The 16214-nt window shown below is 65.4% G+C and carries 17 protein-coding genes; 4 read left to right on the top strand and 13 right to left on the bottom strand.

Features of this window, described 5'->3' with window-relative positions; genetic code table 11:
- Window positions 1-5 precede the first annotated feature (5 nt).
- Together U1700_RS05760 and U1700_RS05755 are read right to left on the bottom strand one after the other, a co-directional pair.
- The gene (locus U1700_RS05760) at window positions 6-2051 is read right to left on the bottom strand and encodes a S46 family peptidase (protein ID WP_332750922.1); all 2046 of its coding nucleotides are present in this window, start codon (window positions 2049-2051) and stop codon (window positions 6-8) included.
- Window positions 2052-2154: 103 nt separating this feature from the next.
- The gene (locus tag U1700_RS05755; RefSeq protein WP_332750921.1) at window positions 2155-2784 is read right to left on the bottom strand and encodes an EF-hand domain-containing protein; all 630 of its coding nucleotides are present in this window, start codon (window positions 2782-2784) and stop codon (window positions 2155-2157) included.
- 117 nt (window positions 2785-2901) lie between these two features.
- Between U1700_RS05755 and U1700_RS05750 the strand changes: the two genes are divergently transcribed.
- The 3 genes from U1700_RS05750 to U1700_RS05740 are packed head-to-tail and all read left to right on the top strand — an operon-like array spanning window position 2902 to window position 6801.
- Window positions 2902-4122: an argininosuccinate synthase gene (locus U1700_RS05750; protein ID WP_332750920.1), complete on the top strand. Its 1221-nt coding sequence runs from the start codon at window positions 2902-2904 to the stop codon at window positions 4120-4122.
- The gene (locus U1700_RS05745; RefSeq protein WP_332750918.1) at window positions 4119-5732 is read left to right on the top strand and encodes a hypothetical protein; all 1614 of its coding nucleotides are present in this window, start codon (window positions 4119-4121) and stop codon (window positions 5730-5732) included. Before U1700_RS05750 ends, U1700_RS05745 begins: the two co-directional genes overlap by 4 nt.
- A 43-nt stretch (window positions 5733-5775) precedes the next feature.
- On the top strand, window positions 5776-6801 hold the full coding sequence (locus U1700_RS05740; RefSeq protein ID WP_332750917.1) for a glycosyltransferase family 2 protein: 1026 nt from the start codon (window positions 5776-5778) through the stop codon (window positions 6799-6801).
- Here the strand turns inward: U1700_RS05740 and U1700_RS05735 are convergent.
- The 4 genes from U1700_RS05735 to U1700_RS05720 all read right to left on the bottom strand — a co-directional run bounded on the left by U1700_RS05735 (window position 6735) and on the right by U1700_RS05720 (window position 8970).
- On the bottom strand, window positions 6735-7463 hold the full coding sequence (locus tag U1700_RS05735) for a class I SAM-dependent methyltransferase (protein WP_332751148.1): 729 nt from the start codon (window positions 7461-7463) through the stop codon (window positions 6735-6737). The two genes, U1700_RS05740 and U1700_RS05735, sit on opposite strands and share 67 nt — an antisense overlap.
- Entirely contained in the window at window positions 7463-7624 is a 162-nt protein-coding gene (locus U1700_RS05730; protein ID WP_332750915.1) for a hypothetical protein, read from the bottom strand. Before U1700_RS05730 ends, U1700_RS05735 begins: the two co-directional genes overlap by 1 nt.
- 162 nt (window positions 7625-7786) lie before the next feature.
- Window positions 7787-8206, bottom strand: coding sequence for a GtrA family protein (locus tag U1700_RS05725; RefSeq protein WP_332750913.1), 420 nt, complete (start codon window positions 8204-8206; stop codon window positions 7787-7789).
- A gap of 5 nt (window positions 8207-8211) precedes the next feature.
- A complete protein-coding gene (locus U1700_RS05720; protein WP_332750912.1) occupies window positions 8212-8970 on the bottom strand; it encodes a methyltransferase domain-containing protein in 759 nt (252 codons plus the stop codon).
- Between the two features lie 97 nt (window positions 8971-9067).
- On the opposite strand from U1700_RS05720, the gene U1700_RS05715 reads away from it, so the two are divergent.
- The gene (locus U1700_RS05715; protein WP_332750910.1) at window positions 9068-10873 is read left to right on the top strand and encodes an AcrB/AcrD/AcrF family protein; all 1806 of its coding nucleotides are present in this window, start codon (window positions 9068-9070) and stop codon (window positions 10871-10873) included.
- A 29-nt stretch (window positions 10874-10902) separates the two neighbouring features.
- Here U1700_RS05715 and U1700_RS05710 read toward each other — a convergent pair whose 3' ends face one another.
- From U1700_RS05710 to U1700_RS05680, 7 genes are all read right to left on the bottom strand, one after another.
- On the bottom strand, window positions 10903-11529 hold the full coding sequence (locus U1700_RS05710; protein ID WP_332750908.1) for a MarC family protein: 627 nt from the start codon (window positions 11527-11529) through the stop codon (window positions 10903-10905).
- Window positions 11530-12177 carry a hypothetical protein gene (locus U1700_RS05705; RefSeq protein ID WP_332750907.1) on the bottom strand — a complete coding sequence of 216 codons (648 nt, stop codon included), beginning with the start codon at window positions 12175-12177 and terminating at the stop codon, window positions 11530-11532.
- On the bottom strand, window positions 12174-13064 hold the full coding sequence (gene folD / locus U1700_RS05700) for a bifunctional methylenetetrahydrofolate dehydrogenase/methenyltetrahydrofolate cyclohydrolase FolD (protein WP_332750906.1): 891 nt from the start codon (window positions 13062-13064) through the stop codon (window positions 12174-12176). Before folD ends, U1700_RS05705 begins: the two co-directional genes overlap by 4 nt.
- Before the next feature lie 2 nt (window positions 13065-13066).
- A complete protein-coding gene (locus U1700_RS05695; protein ID WP_443025883.1) occupies window positions 13067-13396 on the bottom strand; it encodes a YggT family protein in 330 nt (109 codons plus the stop codon).
- 73 nt (window positions 13397-13469) lie between these two features.
- A complete protein-coding gene (gene egtD, locus U1700_RS05690; RefSeq protein ID WP_332750905.1) occupies window positions 13470-14447 on the bottom strand; it encodes an L-histidine N(alpha)-methyltransferase in 978 nt (325 codons plus the stop codon).
- Window positions 14431-15636, bottom strand: a complete 1206-nt coding sequence (gene egtB / locus U1700_RS05685) for an ergothioneine biosynthesis protein EgtB (protein WP_332750902.1) — start codon at window positions 15634-15636, stop codon at window positions 14431-14433. Before egtB ends, egtD begins: the two co-directional genes overlap by 17 nt.
- A complete protein-coding gene (locus U1700_RS05680) occupies window positions 15633-16208 on the bottom strand; it encodes a cob(I)yrinic acid a,c-diamide adenosyltransferase (RefSeq protein ID WP_332750900.1) in 576 nt (191 codons plus the stop codon). The genes egtB and U1700_RS05680 overlap by 4 nt, the downstream gene beginning before the upstream one ends.
- Window positions 16209-16214 lie beyond the last annotated feature (6 nt).

The following is a 16214-nucleotide window of genomic DNA, read 5'->3' as shown; positions in this document are numbered from 1 at the left end:
GTCTCTCACTTGGCGTGCAGTTCGGCCAGCAGCGCCGGCGCTGGATACAGCACGCGCAGTCCTTCCTCGAGTGCCGCGGTCGACACCGCGACGGTGCGATTGTTGCTGCCGTCATAGGCATAGTCGCCTGCTAGGCTATGGATATTGCCGTCGAATGCCGCGCCGATGACATTGGCCTCGCGGTCGATCACCGGCGATCCCGAATTGCCGCCGATAATGTCGTTGGTGGTGATATAGTCATAGGTAACATTGGGGTTGAGCTTCGCCTTATTGGTGACGAACGCACTCGGCAGGTCGAACGGCGCCGCCCCCGTCGCGCGGTCGTAAATCCCGCCCATCAGGGTGCGCGTCGGCACCATCTTGCCGCGCTCCATCCAGCCCGCGACCTTGCCATAGCTGATGCGCAGCGTGAACGTTGCGTCGGGATACAGCGTATCGCCATAGGCGGCGAAGCGCGCATCGGCGATCTTGCCCCGCGCCGCAGTGATCGGCCCGGTATATTGCTCGTCGGTGAGCGCAATCATCTGGCGGTCGCGCGCATCGAGCCGGCGGGCCAACCGGATCATCGGGTCGGTCGAGGCGTTGATCGCGGCTTGCCCGCCATTCCACAGCGCCCGGCGATAGACCGGGTCGCGAAGCTTGGTCCCGGCGATGAGCCTGGCGGCCATTGCCTCGGGCGATTCGCGGCCCAGCAGCAGCTTCACATCGGCATCGTCCGGCCCCAGATATTCGCGCGCCTTCGACAGGTAAAACTCCAGCTTCAGCTGGTCGACCCACGGCGTCACCGGGGTCGGGTCGAGCAGCTGCTTCTCGAGCAACGGCAGCGCGCTGTCACTATAGCCGGGAAGCCGCTCGCCATCAGGCTTGGTCCGCTCGGCTGCCGACCGCACCAGCGCCGCCGCATAGCCGAACAAGTCGCTGCGCGGGCGCAGGAAGCGCCGCGTCAGGTAGATGTTGCGATAGGCCGCAACCGCCTTTTCCGAATCGGCCCATGGATCGCCGATCCCGGGCTTGCCGACCGAGCGCGAGCGAAGATCGGCTTCGGCCGCCGCCATCTTGGCCGACAGCGCGGGGTCGTTGAGCGCCTTCACCCGGCCGATGTAGACTTTAAGGCTATTCTCGATTCCGTCGAGATCTTCCTTGCCCTCGCGCGCTCGCTGCGGGCTTTGCGCCATCGCCGCGATGAAGCGGCCGCGAAGCTCGCTGAACAGCAGCGCATCCATCGGCGCACTGACTTCGCGCGAAAAGGCCAGCTGCGACTGAGTCAGCAAGCGTTCGGTCGTCCCCGGATTGCCGACGACGAAGGTCGCCTCGCCATCGGCCGGGGCGCGGGCGGTCCAGGTCAGATGCTGCGGCGTCATCACCGGCTTGCTATTTTCATAAGCGCGCAGGAAACTGCCATCCAAGGCATAGCGCGGGAAATTGAAATTGTCGGGATCACCGCCGAACTGCTCGGCGCGCGATTCGGGCGCCCACACGATCCGCACGTCCGAATATTTGCGATAGGTGTAGAGCTTGAACTGACCGCCGCCGTAGAGCGTTACTACCTGGCATCGCGTCGTCTTGCGGTCAGGGCAACCGGCGCCCTCGATCTGCGCCCCTGCCGCCGTGCGCGCCTTGACCGCGGCAAGTCCCGTCAGCGATCCGACCGCCGCCTTCATCTGCGGCGTCACGTCACTGATCGACGTCACCACTTCGGCTTGCTGCCCCGGGCATAATTTCTCCTCGGTCCGAGCACGCGCGACATACCCGTTCTTGAGCAGGTCGGCGCCGCCTTCGGACAGGTCCTGCAGGCAGCCGGCAACGCAATGGTGGTTGGTCAGGATAAGCCCGCTCGCCGAAACAAAGCTTGCCGAGCAGCCACCCGTCAACCGCACCGCCGACCCGCGCACTCGGTCGAGCCACGCCTGGTCGGGGGCAAAGCCATAGTCGGCGCGCATCTTGGCTGCGGGGAAGGCATCAAATGTCCACATCCCCTCGTCGGCGCGCGCGGCGGCAAGCGGGATCGAGAGCATCGTGCCGAGCAAGGCAAAGCGAGTCGTAAGGCGCATCGGAGGGCTCCGGATTGGTTGTGATTGATTCACATCCCAGCAGCAAAAAGGGCCCGGCGCAAGCACCGGACCCTCCCTGTTCGACGAACGGTTGGCGAGCGCCTTACTTGCCGCGCAGCTCCCGCTCGGCGGCGCGTTCTTCCGGCGTGACCTGCCCGTCGTGATTAGCATCCATCCGGTCGAACCGCATCAGCGCCATGTCGGTAGCTTCCTTCAGCGTCACGCGGCCGTCGTGATTAGCATCGGCCATGCTCCACATCCGCGCCATGCCGCCGCCTCCCATGCCGCCGTGATCGCCGCCTCTCATCTTGCCGCCACCCATGCCGCTACCCATTCCATGGTTCATCGGCGCGCGGGCGAACTCATCGCGACTGATAATGCCGTCATGGTTGGTGTCGATCATGTCGAACATCGCGTTGCGGTCCATCGGCATCGGCCGATCGGCGTTGCTGTTCGGCGATCCGCCTGCAGCTCCGTCCCAATTGCGCCCCGCAGCGGTGAGTTCAGCTTGGTCGAGCACCCCGTCATGGTTGGTGTCGAGCATCGCAAAGGCGCGCTGGGTGCGGGCGATCACTTCGGCGCGAGTCTGAACCTTGTCCTTCATTCCCATCCCCTGGACATTCCCGTGTCCCATACCCTGCCCCATCCGATCGGGCTGCCCGGCAGGCATCGTCTGGGCGAGGACCGGCGCCGCGACGAGCAGCGCGGTGGCGGCGAGGAGAAGCTTGTTCATGATCGTTTCACTCCGACAAAAGATGACGCGCGATTACCCCGCCTACAATGTATGCCGCTTGAATAGGACGCGCCTCGATGGCAGGGCGCGCGGGCGACCAACAATAGGGTTTTATACATGGCCGATCGCCTGCGCCGCGTGGTGCTCGCCTACTCCGGCGGGCTCGACACCAGCGTTATCCTGAAGTGGCTTCAGACGACATACAAGTGCGAGGTCGTGACCTTCACCGCCGACCTGGGGCAGGGCGAGGAGCTCGAGCCGGCGCGCGCCAAGGCCGCGCTGATGGGGGTCAAGCCGGAACATATCTTCATCGACGACCTCAAGGAGGAGTTCGTCGGCGACTATGTCTTCCCCATGATGCGCGCCAACGCGCTCTACGAGGGCCTCTACCTGCTCGGTACTTCGATCGCCCGTCCGCTGATCGCCAAGCGCCAGATCGAGATCGCGCGGATGGTCGGTGCCGACGCGGTCAGCCACGGCGCGACCGGCAAGGGCAATGATCAGGTCCGCTTCGAGCTTGGCTATTACGCCCTCGCCCCCGACATTAGGGTCATCGCCCCGTGGCGCGAGTGGGACCTGACCAGCCGCACCGCACTGATCGAGTTCGCCGAGAAGAACCAGATTCCGGTGCCGAAGGACAAGCGCGGCGAAAGCCCCTTTTCGACCGACGCCAACCTCCTCCACACCTCGTCCGAGGGCAAGGTGCTCGAGGATCCGTGGATCGAGGTTCCCGATTATGTCTACTCACGCACCGACGACCTCGTCTCTGCCCCCGATACCCCCGAGGAAATCACTGTCGAGTTCCGCCAGGGCGACGCAGTCGCGGTCAATGGCGAAGCCTTGTCCCCCGCCAATTTGCTCGCGAAACTCAACACACTGGGCAAGCGTCACGGCATCGGCCGTCTCGACCTGGTCGAGAATCGCTTCGTCGGGATGAAGTCGCGCGGTATGTACGAGACCCCCGGCGGGACCATTCTCCATGCCGCCCATCGTGCGATCGAGCAGCTGACCCTCGATCGCGGCGCTGCCCACCTCAAGGACGAGCTGATGCCGCGCTATGCGGAGCTGCTGTACAACGGCTTATGGTTCAGCCCCGAGCGCGAGATGCTCCAGGCGGCCATCGACCATAGTCAGGCCAAGGTTGACGGCGAGGTCCGCATGAAGCTTTACAAGGGCGGAACGCACATCACCGGACGCCGCTCGCCCAACAGCCTCTACAGCGAGAAGGTCGTGACCTTTGAGGATGACGCCGGCGCCTACGATCAGCGCGACGCCGAGGGCTTCATCAAACTCAATGCGCTGCGCCTGCGACTGCTCGGACGGCGCGACCAGGGTTGATCACCGCCGCCGCCCCGCGTTCCTCGAATGAACCCCACAACTGGTGGGAAACGCGGTGGTTCGTTGCGGCGATGATCTGCCTTGCGTTCGTGCCGCTGCTCTATCCGGCGATCCCCCCGCTGGTCGACCTGCCCGGTCACATGGGCCGTTTCCGGGTCGAGCTTGACCTTGCTCATTCGCCTGACCTGCAACGCTATTACACCTTCAAATGGGCGCTGATCGGCAATCTTGGGGTCGACCTGCTGATCTTGCCCATGGCCAAGATCTTCGGGCTCGAGCTGGGCATCAAATTGATCGTGATGACCATCCCGCCGCTAACCGTGGCGGGCTTTCTGTGGGTTGCCCGCGAGGTACATAACCGCATCCCGCCAACCGCCCTCTTTGCCCTGCCGTTCGCGCTCAGCCACCCGTTCATGTTCGGCTTCGTCAATTTTTCGCTGTCGATGGCGCTCGCCTTTCTCGCTTTTGGATTGTGGCTCAGGCTTGCCCGGCTTGACCGCACCCGGCTTCGCGGCTGGCTGTTCGTGCCGATTTCGTTCGTCATTTTCGTGGCCCACGCTTTCGGCTGGGGCGCTCTCGGCATGCTTTGCTTCTCGGCCGAAGCCGTTCGCCAGCATGATCGCGGGATTAGCTGGTGGCGCTCCGGACTCCACGCCGCCGCGCAGGCTTCGGTGATGGCTCTGCCGATCCTCCTGATGCTGTTGTGGCGCACCGGCAGTGCGGGCAGCTCAGCGCACGACTGGTTCGATTTTTCATCTAAGTTTTTCTATATCGAAAGCGCCCTTCGCGACCGCTGGGACCTGTTTGACCGCTCGTCGATTGCAGTCGTTTTCATGATGCTCGTCGTTACCTTCGCACGGCGCGAGCTCGGCTTTTCGCGCAACCTGGGCTTTTCGGCCTTCGTCCTTTGCCTGTGCTTCGTCTGCTTGCCGCGCATCCTTTTCGGATCAGCCTATGCCGACATGCGGCTTGCACCGTTCATCTTTGCGGTGGCGCTGATCGCGATCCGTTTTCGCGGCCAGACTCCGCTACGGTTCGCGCGAATGCTCGCCGCGATCGGCCTCGTTTTCTATGTCGCCCGCATCGCCGCGACCAGCATCAGCCTCGCCCTCGCCGCCAACCAGCAGCAGCGGGCCCTCGGTGCAATTGACCATCTCCCCGTCGGCGCGCGGGTGCTCAGCCTGGTCGGCACCCCGTGCGGCGAGGATTGGGCGCTTTCCCGCATGAGCCATCTCGGCGGGATCGCGATCGCCCGCCGCAACACTTTCGAAAATGACCAGTGGAACATCGCTGGCGCCAACCTCCTTCAGGTCCGCAACCCGGGGCAATATGGCGGCTTCGCGGCGGACCCATCACAAATAGTTGTGTCCATGAGCTGCCAGCGCCGCGAGTATCACGGGATCGACGGGGTGATCGCGGCCTTCCCGCGCGCCTCGTTCGACTATTTGTGGTTGATCGAGCCCCCCGCGCACAATCCCCGCGGGCTGGCCGGCATGACTCGGGTGTGGGGCGCGGGCGCCAGCGCGCTCTATCGTGTCGCCCCTGCAGGCAAAGGCGCCCCGGCAAGCAAGGTCGCCCCGGCAGGGAAGAGCGCCAACTCGGCCGGCTAGGCCAGCTTGCGGAGGCGCCACCCCTCCACTACTCAATCGCGCCATGACCAGCCCGCTCGTTTCGATCGTCGTCCCCTGCTTCAACGAGGCGGAATGTCTCGCGACGCTCCACGCCCGGCTGACCGCGGTCGGCCGCTCGGTCGCCAGCGACGGCTATGAGATATTGTTCGTCAACGACGGTTCGCGCGACGATAGCTGGGCGATGATGGAGGCGCTGGCGGCCGAGGATCCGCACCTCGTCGCGGTCAACCTGTCGCGCAATCACGGCCATCAGCTGGCGCTGACCGCCGGGCTCGACCTGTGCCGTGGCGATCTTATCCTGATCATCGACGCCGATCTCCAGGACCCGCCTGAACTGCTCGGCGCGATGCTCGAGATGATGCGCCGCGAGGGCGCAGACGTCGTCTATGGCCTGCGCCGCAGTCGCGCCGGCGATTCCGCCTTCAAGCGCGCCACCGCCCATGGTTTCTACCGCCTGCTCGCCAGCGCGACAGACGTCGACATCCCGCTCGACACCGGCGATTTCAGGCTGATGACCCGCCGCGCGCTCAACGTCCTGCTGGCGATGCCCGAACAGGCGCGCTTCATCCGCGGAATGGTCGCCTGGATCGGTTTCAAGCAGGTCCCGCTCCCCTATGACCGCGACGAGCGCTTCGCCGGTAATAGCAAATATCCGATCGGCAAGATGGTCCGCTTCGCATTCGATGCGCTGACTAGTTTCTCGTCGGTCCCGCTCAAGCTCGCCAGCCACGCCGGCCTCGCCTTGTCATTCGGTTCGCTCCTGATCGTCGCTTACATCCTCTACGGCTGGGCGACGGGCCGATCGGCCCCCGGCTGGACCTCGGTCATGCTGGTCGTCGTCGTGCTCGGCGCAGTGCAGATGTTCGTGCTCGGTCTGATGGGCGAATATATCGGCCGACTCTACAGCCAGGCCAAGCAGCGCCCGCTCTATATCGTCCAAGCGGTCACCGGCGGCCTAGAGCGCCCCACCCCTCGCCTCGGTCAGCGCGCCGACGCGATTGCTAACAGCGACAATCCGGGCGGAAGCGGCACCCTGCCCAGCAGATAGGCCTCGGCCCCGAATAAGGTGTCGAACAGGCGGTTGATCGGCCCCGGCGGAAGCTTGTCGTCGGCGGCGTCGCGCCCGGTCACCTTGCCCGCCAGTCGAGCCGCGATCGCGACCGGAAACAGCAGGCTATTGAAATAGCTGATCCGGTCGATCTTCAACCCCGCGCCGACAATCAGCGCCTCGAACCTCTTTTTCGAATAGCGACGGTGATGATGGTTTAGCTGGTCGTGCGCGCTCCACATCCACTGGTGCGCTGGCACGGTAATGAGCACTCGCCCGCCCGGCGCCAGTCGCCGCACGATGCTCGCCAGCCCGGCATGATCATCCTCGACATGCTCGATCACGTCGAGCAGTGCGACCAGGTCATAACGCCCCTCCTCGACCCCGGCCAATTCGGGTAACGACGCCCCAATCACCTTCATCCCCAGCCGGTCGCTCGCAACGCTGCGCGCATCGTCGTCGAGCTCGACTGCATCGACCGCTCCGAAACGGCGCAGCATCGGCACATTATGGCCCGTGCCGCAGCCGATCTCTAGAATCCGGGCATTGTCCGGCAGCTTGATCTCGCGCCCGATCAGCGCGCTCAATATCCGCCGCCGCGCGGTATACCACCAATGCAGCTGGTCCAGCTCGGCCATGCGGTCGTAAATGATCCGTTCCATCAGGCGAATACCCATTTGCGCTTGAGTGTGTCGCGCCGGCCGCAGGCGAGGAAGCTCAATCGGCGGTGGAGGATATAGCCAATCACGAGAAAGCGAAGCAATTGCCGCGCAACGACGCGCTGCTCGCTCAGGCCGTGGGTCAGGCGATCAATGATGGACAAGCAGCGCACCTTGAACATGGCTTTGCCGGGAGCGGCTGACCGGCTGAAACCCGCGTAATAGGGCGGGAGTGACGATGCAAACCAGCGTGGGTTTTTGGGGTTGGCGATACCGGCGGCAATATACGCATGCGCCAGGTCCGCGCGACGCTCGGCATCCACGCGTCAGTGGCCAAAGGTCCAGTGGCGGTGGAGCCAGAAGGTCGCCAGCGGGGTCAGCGCGATATTGGGCACGATCGGCCACCACGTCGGCCCGCCGAAATGCTTGACTAGCAGCCACACGAACAGCGAGTTCATCGCAAAGCCAAGCAAGTTGACGACCACGAACCGCATCCCGGTCTCGCGATGATTGTCGCGGCTGCCATGCCCGGCAAAGCTAATCGCGCCATGGGCGAAATAGCCGACGATGATCCCTACCAAGAAGGCGATCCCGATCGACACATTGGGGTCGAGCCCAAGCCATTCGACCCCTAGATAATAGATCGCCTGGCCGCCCGCAGTAATCAGCCCGCCGACGATGGCATAGCGGACAAGCTGCCACAGCGCGGCGCGCGCGGCCTCGTCGCCGGGAAGCCAGCGCTGCATCATTCTCAGGAGAAGGCGCGCTTGCGCAGCGCTACCTCAACCTTGGCCTTGATCATCGCCATCGGCTTGACCAGCCCGGTCGGGATCAGGCGGACCATCGCCCGGCGCGCTGCCCAGGCGAAGTCGCCGCCGATCGCAATCGGCTTGCCATCGGCCACCCGCGCCGCGCGGATCGACGGCGACAATTGCTCCTGCCCCGCTGCATTGGCGTAGATGATGCTGTTGAAGCGGTACCAGCCTTTGACATGGGCCTGCCCGGCAAGCCTGGGTCGCAACCAGTCGAACGCCGCAAAGCCTTGGGCGGCGAACAGCTGGCGCCAATATTCGGGGGGCTGCTCGTTGACATGATGTTCGCCGCCCTGGTGCGGGACCGCCGCCGAGAACAGCACGACGTCGCCGTGGCGGGTCAGCGTCTCGACAAACATCGCTGCCTTGTCAGCAGTCAGATGTTCGGCGACTTCCAGACTCTGAACGAGGTCATATTTGCGCCCCAGGTCGAGCGGGGTGGCCAGGTCGTGCGCCCGGAAACGCTCGGCCGGAATGACTAGCTGGTCGGTCTTCATATAATCGCCGTCGATGGCCAGCACGTCGCCGACCCCGGCAGCAGCCCATTCGGCGGCCCACGCACCATGACCCGCCCCGACGTCAAGCAGGCTGTCGATCTTCATCTCGCCCAGCAACAGCGGCGCCACAGTCCGCGCCGACGCGCGCGACCCGTCGTCGATATAGTTGTAGAAATCACTGTTGTAGACGTGATCGGCCATGGGTCGGGTCCAGTGGGGCAAGTGATGGGCGCGCTATGCAGCCGCCGCGATAGAGATTATGCGCGCGCTCGTCGACATAGTTGGGGTTGCATCGGGGATGAGTGATTACGCAGCGCGCCTCGAGCGGAGCAGATTGTTCGCGCTCGACCTAATCGAACGCCGCTGGCGCTGGATCATCGTCGCTACCTGGCTGGTGATGGCGGCCTGGTTCATCTTCGCCAGTTGGCGGCAGATCCGCGGTTTTGGGCTTGGCGATACCGACGATAATATGCGCATGAGCCAGGTTCGGGCACTGCTCGCCGGGCAGGACTGGTTCGACCTTCGCCAATATAAGATGAACCCCCCGTTCGGCGCCAACATCCACTGGTCGCGGCTGGTTGACCTACCCCTTGCCGGCATCATTCTGGCACTTCGCCCGTTCATCGGCGGGCGCGACGCAGAACAGGTGGCGGTCGCGGTTGCACCGCTGCTACCGCTGCTGCCCGCGATGTTCGCCATCGCGCTGACCGTCCGCCGGATGATCGCACGCCCGGCATGGCCATTGGCGATCGTCGCGCTGTTCTTTGCCGGCGCGACGATCGGCATGTTCCTGCCGCTGCGCATCGATCATCATGGCTGGCAGCTTGCCCTGCTTGCCATCGGGGTCAGCGGCATGACTGATCCGCGCCGGGCTCGTGGCGGGGTCACCACCGGGCTTGCCGGCGCCCTCTCGCTGACCATCGGGCTGGAGATGATCATCTACATCGCGCTGTCGGGCGTGGCCTCAGTGCTGTCATGGGTCGACGATCGCGACGAGCGGCGCCGGCTGGCGGCGTTCGCGGTCAGCATCGGCGGCGGCTGTGCGCTCGGCTTCGCCGGCTTCGCCTCCTACGCCAACCGCCTCGCCGTGTGCGATGCCCTGTCCCCTGTTTGGCTGTCCGATGCGCTCCTCGCCAGCGCGCTGCTGCTCGGCCTCGCCATGCTGCGGATCGAACGCTGGCCGCTGCGCCTCATCCTCGCGCTCGTCGCGGGCGCAATCGTCGCCGCCTTTCATGCGCTGATGTGGCCGCACTGCCTGCAGCGCCTTGAAGGCGTCTCGCCCGAAGTCTCGCAGCTGTGGCTCAGCCATGTCCGCGAAGCACGCCCCGTGTGGTCCAATGGCTGGAAGGTCTCGTCGCTGATCCTGGCGCTGCCGATTGCGGGAATCTTCGGCTATGCGATCCTCGGCTGGACGCTTCGCCACGACCGTCCGCGCCTGCGCGCCCTGCTCTCGATCGCCGCCCCCGCCGTCGCCGCGACCGCGCTCCTCGCCTGGCAGACCCGTACCGGTCCGGCCGCGCAGATGCTCGGCGTGACCGGCGGCACGGTGTGGATCTGGATCGTCGCGCGCAAGATGTTCGCCTCGACCAGCAGCATCGTGCGCGTGCTCGGCACCACCGCCGTCGCGCTGGTCGGCTTCGGCGCGCTGGTCCCGACATTGATCAGCTTTGTCCCCGGCACCCCCCTGACCAAGACCGAGCAGGCGATCAACCGTGCTAACAATTTGTGCCCGACGATGTGGGCGATGAAGCCCGTCGCGCAGCAACCGGCGGGCACCGTCTTCACCTTCGTCGACCTGGCGCCGCGACTGATTACCATCACCCCGCACACGTCGATCGCCGGCCCCTACCACCGCAATGGCGATGCGATTGCCGATGTCATGCATGCCTTCCGGGGAACGGCGGATCAGGCCCATGCGATCATGACCGCCCACCACGCCGACTATCTGCTGACCTGCCCGATGATGAGCCAGACGACGATCTTCATGTCGGAAGCGCCCAAGGGCTTCTATGGCCAGCTGTCACGCGGTGAGGTCCCGGCGTGGCTCCAGCCGATCCCGCTGCCCAAGGACAATCCGCTCAGGATGTGGAAGATCGTCGGCTGAAGGCGACACGCTCGGACACGGTATCGGGGTTAACTAAGCCCCGGGAAACTTTGGCGGATTCCGTCGATCACAAACTGCGCTGCGAGCGCTGCCAGGATGACCCCCAAGAGCCGGGTGATCATTGCCTCGAGCTTGGCGCCGATCAGCCGCATGATCGGCCCTGCTGCTAATAAAGCCAGCATTGTCAGCAGGATGACCAGGCTCATCGCGCCAAGCACGATCGCCGTCTCGGTCACGCCATCGGCGCGCGCGGTGAGCAGCATGGCGGTCGCGATCGATCCCGGGCCGGCGATCATCGGGATCGCCATCGGGAAGACCGAAATATCCTCTGCGCCCTCGGCCTCTACCAGGGTCGCGCGCTCCTCTCGCTTCGCGGTACGCCGTTCGAACACCATTTCGAGCGCGATGATGAACAGCATGATGCCCCCGGCGAGCCGAAAACTGGCCAGCGTGATCCCCAACGTGTGGAGCAACGGCCGCCCGAGCATCGCGAAGAAGATCAAGATCACCCACGCGATCAGCGCCGATCGGACCGCCATCTTGCGGCGATGGTCGGCGCTGGTCCCGGCAGTCAGCGAGGCGAAGATCGGGGCGCACCCCGGCGGGTCGACAATGACAAGGAAGCTGACCAGTGCCGAGGTGAACAGGGCAAGCACTTACGGCGCGACGCGCTGATAGACACGCTGGGCATAGCCGCGCCCGGTCCACTGATAGACGCGGAACGTTCGCGTGCCGTCCTTTTCGACTTTCCAGTCCCAGCCAAGCGTGCGGTCGGCGGATTCGCCGCGACCATAGTCATTGGGTTTGCCCGTGCCTGGCGGCGACAGCGCCGGCGGTCCCGCAATCGGGGCGCCCTTGGGATGCCCGGCGCAGGACGCGACGCTGACCAGCGGCACCGGCCCCGACGGAACCGGCTTCGCCGTGCCCTCGCCGCCGTCATAGATCCAGTGCCAGCCATTGCGGGCTTTCATCCACACGGTGGTGAAGCGGCCATGATGGCCATCGGGGGTCGAGTAAGGCCCGCCGTTGACCGCAACGGTGCGATCACACGACATGACCGACGCTGCGGGCGTCCAGCTGATCGCGCGCCTGGGATTTTTGCGCCCGGCGAGATAGTCGCGCGCCCACACCGCCTGCGGATTGAACATGATCGCGTCGCGCGCGGCATATTTGCGAAAAGCGGTCCACTGGCCGATCCGCTGGGCATCGCGGGCAAAGGCGCGTTCGGCGTCGATGGCGGTCGAAGGAGGGGCAGTCGAAGGAGCGGCGGTCGCGGCGGCCGCGGCAAGCAACAAGGCAATCATGAGGCAGACTCCAGGGTAAACCCGTCGCGGCGCGCGGCCGAGACCAGGGTGTTGCGGATAAGACAGGCAATCGTCATCGGCCCGACCCCGCCCGGCACCGGCGTAATCGCCCCCGCGACCCCACTTGCCGAGGCGAAGTCGACATCCCCCACCAGTTTCGTCTTGCCCCGCTCGCTTCCCTCCACCCGGTTGATCCCGACGTCGATCACGCAGGCGCCGGGCTTCAGCCAGTCGCCCTTGACCATCTCGGCGCGCCCCACCGCCGCGACCACGATATCGGCCTGCCGCACGATGGCGGGCAGGTCGACCGTCCGGCTATGTGCGATCGTCACGGTGCAGCTGTCGCCGAGCAGCAGCAGCGCCATCGGCTTGCCGACGATGTTCGACCGCCCGATGACCACCGCCGACTTGCCGGACAGGCTGCCCAGTTGGCTACGAAGCAGCATCAGGCAGCCGTAGGGCGTGCACGGGACGAAGCCGGGCAGCCCCGTCGCCAGCCGCCCGGCATTGACCGGGTGGAAGCCGTCGACATCCTTGTCGGGATCGATCCGGGTGATGACCTTGTCGGCGTCGATCTGCGGCGGCAGCGGCAGCTGGACCAATATCCCGTCGACCGCGGGGTCGCCATTGAGCGTATCGACCAGCGCCAGCAGTTCGGCCTCGCTGGTGTCGGCGGGAAGGCGGTGCTCGAAACTCTCCATTCCCGCCTCGACCGTGGCCTTGCCCTTCGAGCGGACATAGACCGCGCTGGCCGGATCTTCCCCGACCAGCACCACCGCCAGTCCCGGCGACCGCCCGGTGGCAGCGGCAAAGCGCGCGACCTCGACCGCGATGTCGGCGCGCAGCGTGGCGGCGGCGGCCTTTCCGTCGATGATCGTCGCGGTCATGGTCAGGCGGTCACGCCGGTGGCGCTGGCGGCACTGGTGGCAATATCCATCGCCGCTGCCGCCAGCAGTTTCTGCAGGATGAGGATGATCAGCAGCACGACCATCGGCGAAAAGTCGATGCCGCCAAAATCGGGCAGGATTCGCCGGATCGGGCGATACAGCGGCGCCGTCAGCTTCTCGAGCGCCAGCGCGATCTGGCGCACCACCGGCGACTGGAGGTTGAGCACGTTGAACGCCAGCAGCCAGCTCAAAATCGCCTGGATGATGATAATCCACCACAGCACGTTGAGCAGCAGGATGGCGATCGAGAATAGCGAGAGGATGATATTCATGGGCAGCGTCTAGCCGCCGCGCCACAGGCGGGCAATCGCGATCGCCTCCGCATCACGATTTGGGATAGGGCGATCAGGGCGCGAAGCGGTTGGGCTGGGCTTCGGCCAGGATCAGGGCGAAATCTCCTGCCGGGTCACTCCATTCGGCGAGAGGGGTCCAGCCGCCCGCGAGCAGGAGCAGGCGGCTCCCGCGCTGGCCATATTTATGGCTGTTCTCGGTGTGGATCGAACTGCCTTGAGCAAAGTGGAACGGCGTCCCCTCGACGGTGAATGCGACATTGCGGGTGGCAACGAGGTGCATCTCGATCCGCCCGAGCATGTCGTTCCATCGTGCTTCATGGACGAACGCCCCGTCGGGGATGGTGCCGGACAGTTCACGGTTGATCCGCTCGATCAGGTTGAGGTTGAACGCCGCGGTGACGCCCGCCGCATCGTCATAGGCCGCGATCAGCCGGTCGACCGGTTTGACCCGGTCCATCCCGATCAGCAGCTTGGCGCCCGTCCCCAGCGTTGCCCTGAAGTGCCGCAGCAGGTCGGTGGCACTGCGCGGCACGAAGTTGCCGATGGTCGATCCGGGGAAGAAACCCAGCCTGGGCATCGCCTCGATCGCGGCGGGGAGCCTGATCGGCTTGGTGAAATCGGCGACCACCGGAAGCACCGGGAAACGGAATGCCTTGTCGACCCCGGCGGCGCTCTCGTGGAGGTAATCGCCGCTGATATCGATCGGGACATAGGCGGCGGGGTGGATCGCGCCGAGCAGCAGCGGGGTCTTGGTCGCCGACCCTGCGCCAAACTCGACCACCGCCATGCCCGGGCGCAGCGCCGCGACGATCTCGGGCATGATCCGGGTCAGCAGCGCGGTCTCGGTCCGCGTCGGATAATATTCGTCCAGCCGGGTGATGTCGTCGAACAATTCCGATCCGCGCCGGTCGTACAACCAGCGCGCCGGGATCGACGGGATCGGATCGGCCAGCCCGCGCAGTACGTCGTCGCGAAAGGCGGGGTCGATGGCGTCGGCCTGAAGGTCAGGCGCTTCAAAGGTCGCGAGCAAGACGGACTCCGGTGAACTGCCAGCGCGCGGCGGGCGGGAAGAAATTACGATAGCTGGCGCGGCTGTGCCCGCGCGGCGTGGCGCAGCTTGCCCCTTTCAGGACGAACTGGCCGCTCATGAACTTGCCATTATATTCGCCGACGGTGCCTTGGGCGGGCGTGAAGCCGGGGTGGGCGAGATAGGCCGAGGCGGTCCATTCCCAGACCGAGCCGAACCAGCTTGACTTGGGCGCCGGGATGGCGGGGGCAGCGGCATCGAGTTGCTGGCCTTGCGCGGGGTCGGCGGGCGCGGCGGCGACCTCCCATTCTTCCTCACGTGGCAGGCGGACCCCGGCCCAGCGGGCATAGGCGTCGGCCTCGAAAAAACTGATGTGCGACACCGGTGCCGAAGGATCACGCACCCGCCGCCCGGCAAGCGTGAAGGCAGTGCCGTCGTCGTGCCAGTAGAGTGGGGCGGCGATGCCCTCGCGGCGGACCCAGTCCCAGCCTTCGGCGAGCCATAACGAGGGGGTGGCGTAGCCTGCATCGGCGATGAAGGTGTCCCACTCGGCGTTGGTGACGGGGGCGGTGGCAATGGCGTGGGGCCGGATCAGCACCTGATGGCGGGGGCCCTCGCAATCGAACGAGAAACCGTCAGGGCCGGCGCCGATGTGGGCCATTCCGCCGCCATGCTCGGTCCATCTCGGAGCCGCCGCGACCATCTTCAGCTGCTGCTCGCCGGGCATGTAGGCAGGCTCGATCGGATTGGCAGCGAAGGTCGCCAATATGTCGGTCAGCAACAGTTCCTGGTGCTGTTGCTCATGCTGGATGCCAAGCTCGACCAGCGTGAGTGCGTCAGGCGACAGCAGCGGGAACGCCCGCTCGACCGCCTCGTCGACATGCCCCCGCCAGTCGCGAATCTCGTCGAGGCTGGGCCGCGAGAGCATGCCCCGGCGGTCGCGGGCATGGCGCTCGCCCTCGCCGTCATAATAGCTGTTGAACAGGTAGGCGAAGCGCTCGTCATAAGGCGCTACCCCCAGGTCGCGAAGCACGAAGGTCTCGAGAAACCAGGTCGTATGCGCGAGATGCCATTTCGCCGGAGAGGCGTCGGGGTTGGGCTGGATGCTGGCATCGGCATCGCTAAGCGGTGCGGCAAGGTCGAACGTCAGTTGGCGGGTCGCGGCAAAGCGCGGCCCCAGATCGTCACTCAATCGTCCCTGGTCGCGCCGGGTCGCCACAGCACATCGCCTCCCTCACCTGCCGCGACCGAACGCGCGGCGACGAACAAATGGTCCGACAGTCGGTTGAGGTACGTCAGCGCGGGTGGATTGATGCGGTCTTCCGCCGACAACGCGACCGCCGCCCGCTCGGCCCGGCGGACGATCGCGCGGGCCAAGTGAAGCGCCGCCACCCCTTTCGATCCACCGGGGAGGATGAAGCTTGCCAGCGGCGACAGCTCCTCGTTCATCGCGTCGATCTCGCGCTCTAGCCGGGTCGCTTGCGCGGGGATGATCCTGAGCGCCCACTCGGGGTCGGCCGCGTCGGTCACCGGGGTCGCAAGGTCGGCGCCAAGGTCGAACAATTCATTCTGTACCCTCAGCAAGGACTCGCACATCCAATGCTCGCCAAGCTCGGCAATCGCGAGGCCCAAGGCGCTGTTGGCCTCGTCGACATCGCCGATCGCGTTCATCCGGGCGCTGGCCTTCGACACGCGCGAGCCGTCGACCAGGCCCGACGATCCGTCGTCCCCGGTGCGGGTGTAGATCTTGTTGAGCTTGACCATCGTCGA

The sequence above is a fragment of the Sphingomonas sp. RB1R13 genome, assembly GCF_036663775.1.
In the GTDB taxonomy this organism is placed as follows: Bacteria; Pseudomonadota; Alphaproteobacteria; order Sphingomonadales; family Sphingomonadaceae; genus Sphingomicrobium.
This window is presented reverse-complemented; position numbering and strand designations above follow the sequence as displayed.

Bases quoted from the DNA above. Each gene is read 5' to 3' on its own strand.
- U1700_RS05720 (WP_332750912.1), bottom strand. From the start codon at position 8,970: ATGGCCGATCACGTCTACAACAGTGATTTCTACAACTATATCGACGAC.
- U1700_RS05715 (WP_332750910.1), top strand. From the start codon at position 9,068: ATGAGTGATTACGCAGCGCGCCTCGAGCGGAGCAGATTGTTCGCGCTC.
- U1700_RS05750 (WP_332750920.1), top strand. From the start codon at position 2,902: ATGGCCGATCGCCTGCGCCGCGTGGTGCTCGCCTACTCCGGCGGGCTC.
- U1700_RS05695 (WP_443025883.1), bottom strand. From the start codon at position 13,396: ATGAATATCATCCTCTCGCTATTCTCGATCGCCATCCTGCTGCTCAAC.
- U1700_RS05735 (WP_332751148.1), bottom strand. From the start codon at position 7,463: ATGGAACGGATCATTTACGACCGCATGGCCGAGCTGGACCAGCTGCAT.
- U1700_RS05680 (WP_332750900.1), bottom strand. From the start codon at position 16,208: ATGGTCAAGCTCAACAAGATCTACACCCGCACCGGGGACGACGGATCG.
- U1700_RS05760 (WP_332750922.1), bottom strand. From the start codon at position 2,051: ATGCGCCTTACGACTCGCTTTGCCTTGCTCGGCACGATGCTCTCGATC.
- folD (WP_332750906.1), bottom strand. From the start codon at position 13,064: ATGACCGCGACGATCATCGACGGAAAGGCCGCCGCCGCCACGCTGCGC.
- U1700_RS05755 (WP_332750921.1), bottom strand. From the start codon at position 2,784: ATGAACAAGCTTCTCCTCGCCGCCACCGCGCTGCTCGTCGCGGCGCCG.
- U1700_RS05740 (WP_332750917.1), top strand. From the start codon at position 5,776: ATGACCAGCCCGCTCGTTTCGATCGTCGTCCCCTGCTTCAACGAGGCG.
- U1700_RS05725 (WP_332750913.1), bottom strand. From the start codon at position 8,206: ATGCAGCGCTGGCTTCCCGGCGACGAGGCCGCGCGCGCCGCGCTGTGG.
- U1700_RS05705 (WP_332750907.1), bottom strand. From the start codon at position 12,177: ATGATTGCCTTGTTGCTTGCCGCGGCCGCCGCGACCGCCGCTCCTTCG.